Annotated in this window: 10 protein-coding genes; all 10 read right to left on the bottom strand. The window is 64.8% G+C overall.

Annotated elements, in window-relative coordinates:
• Positions 1-19 precede the first annotated feature (19 nt).
• The 10 genes from I5M_RS15290 to I5M_RS15245 all read right to left on the bottom strand — a co-directional run bounded on the left by I5M_RS15290 (position 20) and on the right by I5M_RS15245 (position 9181).
• The gene (locus tag I5M_RS15290) at positions 20-1951 is read right to left on the bottom strand and encodes a long-chain fatty acid--CoA ligase (RefSeq protein ID WP_022722191.1); all 1932 of its coding nucleotides are present in this window, start codon (positions 1949-1951) and stop codon (positions 20-22) included.
• A complete protein-coding gene (locus tag I5M_RS15285) occupies positions 1948-2775 on the bottom strand; it encodes an ABC transporter ATP-binding protein (RefSeq protein WP_022722190.1) in 828 nt (275 codons plus the stop codon). The genes I5M_RS15290 and I5M_RS15285 overlap by 4 nt, the downstream gene beginning before the upstream one ends.
• A 313-nt stretch (positions 2776-3088) precedes the next feature.
• The gene (locus I5M_RS15280; protein WP_022722189.1) at positions 3089-3673 is read right to left on the bottom strand and encodes a hypothetical protein; all 585 of its coding nucleotides are present in this window, start codon (positions 3671-3673) and stop codon (positions 3089-3091) included.
• A 316-nt stretch (positions 3674-3989) separates the two neighbouring features.
• On the bottom strand, positions 3990-4343 hold the full coding sequence (locus tag I5M_RS15275; RefSeq protein WP_148287882.1) for a hypothetical protein: 354 nt from the start codon (positions 4341-4343) through the stop codon (positions 3990-3992).
• 229 nt (positions 4344-4572) lie between these two features.
• Positions 4573-4989, bottom strand: coding sequence for a carboxymuconolactone decarboxylase family protein (locus I5M_RS15270; protein WP_022722187.1), 417 nt, complete (start codon positions 4987-4989; stop codon positions 4573-4575).
• Positions 4916-5356 (bottom strand): MerR family transcriptional regulator, encoded by a 441-nt coding sequence (locus I5M_RS15265; protein ID WP_022722186.1) that lies wholly within the window; start codon positions 5354-5356, stop codon positions 4916-4918. Before I5M_RS15265 ends, I5M_RS15270 begins: the two co-directional genes overlap by 74 nt.
• A gap of 96 nt (positions 5357-5452) precedes the next feature.
• Positions 5453-6148: an ABC transporter ATP-binding protein gene (locus tag I5M_RS15260; protein ID WP_031336513.1), complete on the bottom strand. Its 696-nt coding sequence runs from the start codon at positions 6146-6148 to the stop codon at positions 5453-5455.
• 5 nt (positions 6149-6153) lie between these two features.
• On the bottom strand, positions 6154-6912 hold the full coding sequence (locus I5M_RS15255) for an ABC transporter ATP-binding protein (protein WP_040771729.1): 759 nt from the start codon (positions 6910-6912) through the stop codon (positions 6154-6156).
• 8 nt (positions 6913-6920) lie between these two features.
• Positions 6921-8237, bottom strand: coding sequence for a branched-chain amino acid ABC transporter permease (locus I5M_RS15250; RefSeq protein WP_022722183.1), 1317 nt, complete (start codon positions 8235-8237; stop codon positions 6921-6923).
• Positions 8234-9181, bottom strand: a complete 948-nt coding sequence (locus I5M_RS15245; RefSeq protein WP_031336512.1) for a branched-chain amino acid ABC transporter permease — start codon at positions 9179-9181, stop codon at positions 8234-8236. Before I5M_RS15245 ends, I5M_RS15250 begins: the two co-directional genes overlap by 4 nt.
• Between the last annotated feature and the right edge of the window lie 122 nt (positions 9182-9303).

Below are 9303 nucleotides of genomic sequence, written 5' to 3'. Positions count from 1 at the left end.
GCGTGGGGGAGGGCGAGCATCATTCCGCCGCCTCCGCATGCGCATGGCCGCTGCCGAGGTCCACGACCTTCAGCGTGGTGCGGATTCGCTGTGTCGTGCCGTCCTGGAACTTGATGGTCGTATCCACCGGGATGTCGGCCTTGCCGCTATAGATGCCGTCGATGATGTCGCCGTACTTTTCGTTGATCACCGAGCGACGCACCTTGCGGGTGCGCGTGAGTTCGCCGTCGTCGGCGTCGAGCTCCTTGTAGAGCAGCAGGAAGCGGCTGATGCGCTGCGCCGGCGGCAACGTCGAATTCACCGTCTCGACTTCGCGACGGAGCAGTTCGTAGACTTCGGGCCGCGACGATAGGTCGGAATAGGTCGTGAACGCGATGCGTTTCTTCTCGGCCCATTTGGAGATGATCGAATAGCGGATGCAGATCATTGCGGCGAGGTGGTCGCGGCCGGCCCCTAACACCACGGCCTCGGCGACGTAGGGCGAGAACTTCAGCTTGTTCTCGATGTATTGCGGCGAGAACCGCTCGCCGTGCGACGTCTCGGCGAGATCCTTGATGCGGTCGATGACGACGAGCTGGCCGCTCGCATTGAAATAGCCGGCGTCGCCCGAATGCATCCAGCCGTCCTTCATGTCGGCCGTCGAGGCTTCCTCGTTCTTGTAGTAGCCGAGATACATGTTGGGGTGGCGGACCACGATCTCGCCGATGCCCTGCACGTCGGGGTTCAGCACCTTGATCTCGATTTCCGAACCCATCGCCACGCCGGTCGTATCCGGATCGACCGCGTCCGGCTGGTGCAGCGTGTAGGCGCCGAGCAGTTCTGTCTGGCCATACAGCGTGCGCAGCGGCACGCCCATGGCGCGGAAGAACTTGAACGTATCAGGCCCGAGCGCCGCGCCGCCGGTCGCGGCCGAGCGCAGCCGCGTGAAGCCTAGCCGGTCGCGCAGCGCACGGAACAGCACGGCGTCGGCGAAGCCCGAATGCTGGCCGTTCTCCAGCGCGGCGAGGCCGGCCTTCATGCCGGTCTCGTACAGCTTCTGCTTCAGCGGCGAGGCGTCCATCACCCGCGCCCGCACGTCGGCGGCGATGCCTTCCCAGACTCGCGGCGCGAACAGCACGAAGGTCGGCGCGATCTCGCGGAAGTCATTCATCATCGTGTCGGGCTCTTCGACGAAGTTGACCTTGATCCGGCACAGCAGCCCTTTGCCGAGCGCGTAGACCTGCTCCATGATCCACGGCAGCGGCAGCACCGAGACGTATTCGTCGTCCGGCCCCTTCGGATCGAACGTCAGATACGTCGCGCAATGCTTCAGCACGCGCCCGGCGGCCAGCATCGCCAGCTTGGGATGCGCGGTGGTGCCCGAGGTCGTGCACAGGATGGCGACATCTTCGCCGCGCGTCGCATCGACCAGCCGATCGTACAGCCCGTGTTCGCGCTGGGCGCGGGCGCGGCCCATCGCGGCCAACGTGTCGGCCGGCAGAAGCCGCGGGTCGTCGTACTTCCGCATGCCGCGCGGGTCGGAATACACGATGTGCTTGAGGTTGGGCACGCGCTCGGCGAGTGTCAGCAGCTTGTCGACCTGCTCTTCGTCCTCGGCAAACACCAGACGGGCTTCGCCGTAACTCAGCAGATACTCGGCTTCCTCGTCGAGCACGTCGCGATAGAGTCCCAGGCTCATCGCGCCGATCGCGTGGGTGGCGATCTCGGCCGACACCCAGTCCGGGCGGTTGTCGCCGATGATGCCGATGACGGCGCCCTTGCCGAGTCCGAGCTCGACCATGCCGAGCGCGAAGTCATGCACGCGCGCCTGATAGTCCGCCCAGGTGAATTCGCGCCACAGCCCGAGGTCCTTCTCGCGCAGCGCGATGGCATCGCTGAACTCGCGGGCATTGAGGCGCAGCAGTTTCGGAAAGGTGTCTGCCGCTGCGGCGCGGCCCGCATAGTCCATCATGCGACGCGCTCCGCAGCGGGCGGATGCGACGGCAGGTCGTCCGGATCGCTGAGCGCCTCGTCTTCCTCGCCGAGATACGCGCGCCTGACGTGCGGATCGGCCAGCACCGCGGCGGGCTCGCCCTCGGCGATCTTGCGGCCGAAATCCAGCACCACGACGCGGTTGGAGATATCCATCACCACGCCCATGTCGTGCTCGATCATCACCACCGTCATGCCAAACTCTTCGTTGAGATCGACGATGTAGCGGGCCATGTCCTCCTTCTCTTCGAAGTTCATGCCGGCCATCGGCTCGTCGAGCAGGATGAGTTGCGGCTCCAGCGCCATGGCGCGGGCCAGCTCGACGCGCTTGCGCAGTCCGTAGGACAGCGTGCCGGCGGTCGCCTTGCGCACCGACTGCAAATCGAGGAAGTCGATGATCTCCTCGACCTTGCGGCGGTGCTCCAGCTCCTCGCGCCGCGCCCCGAGCCAGTACAGCGCGCCGGTGAGGAAGTTGTTCTTGAGCAGGTGGTGGCGCCCGACCATGATGTTGTCGAGCACGCTCATATGATGGAACAGCGCGAGGTTCTGGAAGGTGCGGCCGATACCGAGCGGCGCACGGGCGTTCGGCTTCAGCGCCGTGATGTCGCGGCCGCGATAGAACAGCTGGCCTTCGGTCGGCCGGTAGCGGCCGGAGATGCAGTTGACGATGGAGGTCTTGCCGGCGCCGTTGGGGCCAATGATCGAGAACAGCTCGCCGTCCTTGACGCCAAAGCTGACCTCGCTCAGCGCGCGGACGCCGCCGAAGCGTAAGGACACATTGCGGACTTCGAGCGCGTACTCCAACCCGTTCCTCCCCCTCGCAGCCGCCGGCGCATTGGTCGCGCCTGGTTCATGCTGCTGTTGCGGTGCCGCGTCGCAGTCGGCGTGGCTCCGCTTGCCGGACTCTATGTCAGCCGGCCGCCCTACGATATTCGACTATTTGAGTTTGGGGAAAGTGCCTGGACGCAAGCATGAAATTATATCCGCCTGCCGTTACCGCGGATTCGGCAGATACAGAGCGGGCGGCGACCCGATGTCGCAGGGCAGTAGAAGTTTTGCTGCATTGCAGCGGCGGCGCTGATTGCGACCAACGTCGGGAATAACTGCCGCCGAGAACTCAGCGCTCAGCGGATGTGTTCGTCGATTCGACGTACAACGCCGAAAACACCATGCCGATGAAGATCGAGATCATCGCCGCGCTGAATGCGTTCATCGAGAGCAGCCCGGCATACTGCTCGGGCTGGTAGAGATGCGGGGGCGCCGCGTAGCGGCCGTGCAGGAAGACGAACGCCGCGACGGGCAGGCCGGCGAGCGGCAGCATCAGCCAGCGCTCGCTGGGTCGAAACAGCACGCTGGCCAGCATGGCGCAGGGCAGCAGAAACAATTCGACGCCGGACGGCACCCCGAGCAGCCAGGTGCAGAACACGGTATTGCCGGTCGCGATCAGGCACAGCACGATCCGGCCGAGCCGCGAGCTGCGCCGCGCCAGCGCCGGCACCGCGGCGAACAGCGGCCCCGACAGCAACGTCAGCAGAAGCCACGGCATCCCGCCGAGGCCCGCCACGTAGGCGACATACATCGGATAGAACGGCCCGTTCCCCGCCAGCACCAGCGCCACCAGGTTGCCGGTGGCGGCGAACGGATCGGGGTTGGCGGCGTAGGCGGCGAGCCGGCTGCGGGCTCGGGTGAGGGCGGAAAGCATTCAAGCTCGCGATGGATCAAAATTGTTCTCGCGAAGGTAGCCCGGAACGCGGCAGCCGGGGAAGGGTGCGATGCTCCTCACTGAATCCCGCCGTCATGCCGGGACGCGCCACCGGGTCCGGCCTCTGGCCCGCCCGATGACAGGCTCCGCGCGAGGCCGGAATCCGCTCTGCAGCCGCAGAATGGAGACGGGAGGTCGATGCTGCGCCCCGGCGCGTCCAATTCGCAGGTCGTCGATATCGCCGCCGACCCGAGCTGAAGTCGACTATTTGGTGTCGACAGGCTGACGCCGACAAGCTCGCAGCAATGCTCCAGCGTCAGCCGTGCACGATCGAGCGTGCCAGCTCCAGCCAACGATCGGCGCCGGGTAGGACCTGCGCCCACATCGCGAGGCAAATGGCGAGAATGATGCCGCCGCCGAGCAGCAGGGTTCTGCGCCCATAATTGAACAGGATAGCAGCCAGCACCAGCACGGCGACGACAGCGGCGCGCACCAGCGGCGCGCCCAGCATGTACAGCGCGACGAAATAGATCGCGGCCGTCAGCCAAGCCCGCCAGTCGATATTGATTTCCAGCTCTTCCTGCATGAGCAAATTATTCCGAATATCTTGCCCCACGATCACCTTCCGGGAATGTTCTGGATAATCAGGCGTTGCTCGAAGTGCATCCAATCTGCTGATAGATGCAATTGCTTCTCAGAGCGGCTGCCGCCGCTACGCACCAGGACTCATCAGTTTAGTCGTGCTGGAGATATGTCGTCGCTCGCGCCGCTGTGTAAATAGTTCGTAGGTCGATCGCCTCACGACTTCTGTGGAGTGTCTCTATGACCGAATTCGTGTATTTCAGCCGGCTGACCGCTGATCGAGCTGCGCTCCGGGTCGCGAAAACGACTCGATGGTATCAAATCGTAAGATCCGGTTCGGCGCTCGCCCTCGCAGCGAAGACTTCCTTGGCGGCGAACAGGCCGTTCAGCGCCGCCGGGAAGCCGGCATAGACCGCCATCTGCATGATGATCTCGGTAACCTCGTCGCGGCTCAGCCCGACATTCAGGCCGGCCTCGATATGCACTTTGAGCTGCGGGGCGGCGTTGCCCATCGCGGTCAGCGCCGCGATGGTGGCGATCTCGCGCGCGCGCAGGTCGAGGCCGGGACGGCTGTAGATATCGCCGAATGGAAACTCGATTAGATAGCGGGCGAAATCCGGCGCGATATCGTCCAGCGCCGCCACGACTTTGTGCCCGGCATCACCGTCGATTGCCGCGAGCGCGCGCTTGCCGCGTTCGTATCTGTTGTGCTGGTCGCTTTTGTCTTGCGTCATCGTCCGTCTCCACCTGGCCGGCGTCGGCCGCATAGCCGGCGATCTTGGTGTCGAGGACGGACAGACAGGCTTTCAGCTCGGCGACATGCGCCGCGACCTGGTCGCGGTGCTGCTGCAGCAGGCGGCGGCTGGCCTCGTTGGTCACTGCGCCGCGGGCGCGGAGCCTGGCATAGGCCAGCATGTCCCGGATCGGCATCCCTGTCGTTTTGAGGCGCCCGAGAAATTCAATCCAGGTCAGGATCGACGCGTCGTAGTCACGTTGGCCCGACGAATCCCGCGCGGCGCGCGGCAATAGCCCGATCCGCTCGTAATAGCGCAGCGTATGGGCTGTCAGTCCGGTTCGCTGAGCGAGGTCGCCGATCTTCATGGCGTGTTCTGTCCGTCACGACGCCCTGTTGCTACAGGTTAGAGCGCGCTCTAAGTCAAGCGGCAATTCGCTGGCGGGCAGACAGGTGCAGGCGACTTAGACCTCCAGCCATTCCTTGCGCACCGCGGCGTTGTTCTTCAGGTCGTCCGGCGAGCCTTCGAACACGATCTGGCCATGGCCCATCACGTAGACGCGGTGGGAGATGCGCATGGCGATCGAGAGCTTCTGTTCGACCAGCAGAATGGCGACGCCGCGGCGGGCGATTTCGGCGATCAGATCGCCGACCTGCTGGACGATGATCGGTGCCAGCCCCTCGGTCGGCTCGTCGATCATCACCAGTTCGGGGTCGCCCATCAGCGTGCGGCAGATGGTCAGCATCTGCTTCTCGCCGCCGGACAGCACGCCGGCCGGCGTGTCGGCGCGAGCCTTGAGGTTCGAGAACATGTCGAGCATGTCGTCGAGCCGCCATTTGCCGGGATTGCGCGGGTTCTTGACGCCGAGCATCAGGTTCTGGCGGACGGTGAGGCTGGGGAAGATGTCGCGATGCTCCGGCACGTAGCCGAGGCCATGATGCGCGATCTTGTAGCTCGGCAGGCCGGCGATGTTCTTGCCCTTGAACAGGATGGTGCCGTGCGGCGGCACCTCGCCCATGATCGCCTTGACGGTGGTGGAGCGGCCGACGCCGTTGCGGCCGAGCAGGCTCACCACCTCGCCGGCGGCGATCTGCATATCGACGCCCTGCAGGATGTGGCTCTTGCCGTAGTAAGCGTGGAGATCCTTGACCTCGAGCATGGTCATCAGGCGGCCTCCTCGCCGAGATAAGCTTCCTTGACCTTGGGGTTGCCGCGGATTTCCTCCGGCGTGCCCGAAGCGATCACCTGGCCGTACACCAGCACCGAGATGCGATCGGCGAGGCCGAACACCACGCTCATGTCGTGCTCGACGATGAGCAGCGTGCGGCCCTCGGTGAGGCGGCGGATCAGCGACACCGCGCGTTCGGTCTCGGCGTTGCTCATGCCGGCGGTCGGCTCGTCGAGCAGGATGACATTGGCGCCGCCCGCCACGGTGATGCCGATCTCCAGCGCGCGCTGCTCGGCGTAGGTGAGCAGACCAGCCGGCACGTCGCGGCGCGAGGTGAGGTGGATGTCCTCGAGAATCTGTGCCGTGCGCTCCCGCACCACCGGCAGGTTGTCGACGTTCTTCCAGAATGCGTAGCGGTGCCCGGTCGACCACAACACGGCGCAGCGGAGATTTTCCCACACCGTCATGTTGGCGAACACGTTGGTGACCTGGAACGAGCGCGACAGGCCGCGGCGATTGATCTGGAACGGCCGCAGTCCGGCGACCTCCTCGCCGCGCAGCTTGATGCTGCCGGAGGTCGGCTTCATGTAGCCGGAGATCAGGTTGAACGTCGTCGATTTGCCGGCGCCGTTCGGGCCGATCAGCGCATGGCGCTCGCCCTGGGCGATCGACAGATTGATGTTCTGGATCACCTTGGTGGCGCCGAAGCTCTTCTCGACGCCCTTGATTTCGATCGCGGGGGTGTTCGATTCCATCGCGGGGCTCATGTGGCGTGCACCTTGGCGCGGGCGGCGCTCAGCGTGGCGTCCCAGGTCTGGCCGACGCGGGTCCAGCTCATCCGGGCGAGGATGAATCCGACGATGATAAGAACCGCCGAGATCGCCCAGACCGACGGCCGCTCGGCGTTGAACGGAATGCCGAACGCTTTGATGTTCGGGCTCTCGTTCGGATTGACGGTGTAGTGGACGATGGTTTCGATCATCATCATCAGACCGGTGCACAGGGCCAGCGTCGGCACCACAGCGATCAAATAGCTCGGCAGCATCCGCTGCAGCATGCCGGCGCGGATCAGCGGCCGGTGCATCATCAACAGGCCGGTGATGCCGCCGGGCGCGAACGCCACCACGGCGATGAAGAACAGGCCGAAATACAGCTGCCAGACCTGGGTCAGGTCGGACAGGCCGAGCGACAGCACGGTCACGAAGACGGCGCCGACGATCGGGCCGATGAAGAAGCCGATGCCGCCGATATAGGTGGAGAACAGCACGGTGCCGGACTGCGTCGCGCCCAGATAGGCCGAGTTGGCGATCTCGAAATTGATCGCCGCCAGCGCACCTGCGATGCCGGCGAAGAAGCCGGAGAAGCAGAAGGCCAGATATCGCACGACATGCGGATCGTAGCCGACGAATTGCACGCGTTCCGGATTGTCGCGCACCGCGTTGCACATCCGGCCCAGCGGGGTCCGGGTCAGTGCGTACATCGCGATGATGGCGATCAGCGTCCAGGCGGCGATCAGATAATAGATCTGGATCTGCGGGCCGAACGAGAGGCCAAACACCTTGAACAGCTTGGTGCGGTTCGCCGAGATGCCGGCTTCACCGCCGAAGAAAGTGCGCAGGATCAGCGCCGAGGAGGCGACCAGTTCGGCGAGACCGAGCGAGATCATCGCGAACGCGGTGCCGGATCGCTGCGTCATCACCCAGCCGATCAGCGCGGCGAAGAACAGTCCGGCGACGCCGCCGATCAGCGGCATCAGCGGCAGCGGAATCGGCCATTTGTGGAAGCCGACGATGTTGATCGCGTGGATCGCGAGGAAGCCGCCGAGGCCGTAATACACTGCGTGCCCGAACGACAGCATGCCGGTCTGGCCGAGCAGGATGTTGTACGACAGCGCGAAGATGATCGAGATGCCGACAAGGCTGAACGTCGTCAGCGAGCCGCCGGAGGAAAACACCTGCGGCAGCACCAGCAGCGCCACCGCGGTGGCGAGCCAAATCCCGTAGAACTTCAGCCGGTCGGAAACCGTCGGCCGCGGCGGCGCGGCGCCGAGCGCGGCGGCGTGAGAGGCGAGGTCGGTCATGATTCGCGGGTCCCCAGCAGACCCATCGGTCGGAAGATCAAAATCAGCACCAGCAGCAGATAAGGCATGATCGGCGCCACCTGCGCGACGCTGACGTTCCAGATGTCGCTCAGCCAACTCTGCGCCAGCTCGGGGCCGAGCGGCCCGAAGACCGATCCGAGCGAGCCGTTGATCGACACCGCGAAGGTCTGCAGCAGGCCGATCAGCAGCGAGGCGATGAAGGCGCCGGGCAGCGAGCCGAGGCCGCCGACCACGACGACGACGAACAGGATCGGACCGACCAGCGCCGCCATGTTGGACTGCGTCACCAGCGACGGCCCGGCGATGACGCCGGCGACGGCGGCGAGCGCGGTGCCGACGCCGAACACCAGCATGAAGATGCGTTCGACGTTATGGCCGAGATGCGCCACCATGTGCGGATGCGTCAGCGCCGCCTGAACGATCAGGCCGATGCGGGTCTTCTTCAGTGCGACCAGAAGGCCGAGGAAGATCACGACCGACACCGCCAGCATGAACATCTTGTAGGCGGGATAGTTGGTCGAGAAGATCGTGAAGGCCGGGAAATCCAAGAGTTCGGGCGTGCGATAATCGACCGGCACCTTGCCCCAGATGATCGAGACGATCTCCTCGATCGCGAAGGCGAGGCCGAAGGTGAACAGCAGCTCGGCGACATGGCCGTTCTTGTGAACGCGGCGCAGGCCGTAGCGCTCCACTGCGGCGCCGATCGCGCCCGCCAGGATCGGCGCAACGATCAGCCCGGGCCAGAAACCGAACCAGCGGCTGATCTGAAAGCCGAAGAACGCGCCCAGCATGTAGAAGCTGGCATGGGCGAAGTTCAGCACGCCGAGCATGCTGAAGATCACCGTCAGGCCGCTCGCCATCAGGAACAGGAGCATCCCGTACAGGACGCCGTTGAGGGTGGAGATGACGATTAGTTCGAGCATGATTTTGTCGGGCCCGTGACGAATGAACTCGTCATGGCCGGGCTTGTCCCGGCCATCCACGTTTGCTGCGTTGCCACGCCGAAGGCGTGGATGCCCGGCACAAGGCCGGGCATGACGGATGG

It is taken from the genome of Rhodopseudomonas sp. B29 (assembly GCF_000333455.1).
Classification (GTDB): domain Bacteria; phylum Pseudomonadota; class Alphaproteobacteria; order Rhizobiales; family Xanthobacteraceae; genus Rhodopseudomonas.
This window is presented reverse-complemented; position numbering and strand designations above follow the sequence as displayed.

Coding starts and splice junctions, on each gene's coding strand:
- I5M_RS15290 (WP_022722191.1), bottom strand. CDS start 1,951: ATGATGGACTATGCGGGCCGCGCCGCAGCGGCAGACACCTTTCCGAAA.
- I5M_RS15280 (WP_022722189.1), bottom strand. CDS start 3,673: ATGCTTTCCGCCCTCACCCGAGCCCGCAGCCGGCTCGCCGCCTACGCC.
- I5M_RS15270 (WP_022722187.1), bottom strand. CDS start 4,989: ATGACGCAAGACAAAAGCGACCAGCACAACAGATACGAACGCGGCAAG.
- I5M_RS15265 (WP_022722186.1), bottom strand. CDS start 5,356: ATGAAGATCGGCGACCTCGCTCAGCGAACCGGACTGACAGCCCATACG.
- I5M_RS15260 (WP_031336513.1), bottom strand. CDS start 6,148: ATGCTCGAGGTCAAGGATCTCCACGCTTACTACGGCAAGAGCCACATC.
- I5M_RS15255 (WP_040771729.1), bottom strand. CDS start 6,912: ATGGAATCGAACACCCCCGCGATCGAAATCAAGGGCGTCGAGAAGAGC.
- I5M_RS15250 (WP_022722183.1), bottom strand. CDS start 8,237: ATGACCGACCTCGCCTCTCACGCCGCCGCGCTCGGCGCCGCGCCGCCG.
- I5M_RS15245 (WP_031336512.1), bottom strand. CDS start 9,181: ATGCTCGAACTAATCGTCATCTCCACCCTCAACGGCGTCCTGTACGGG.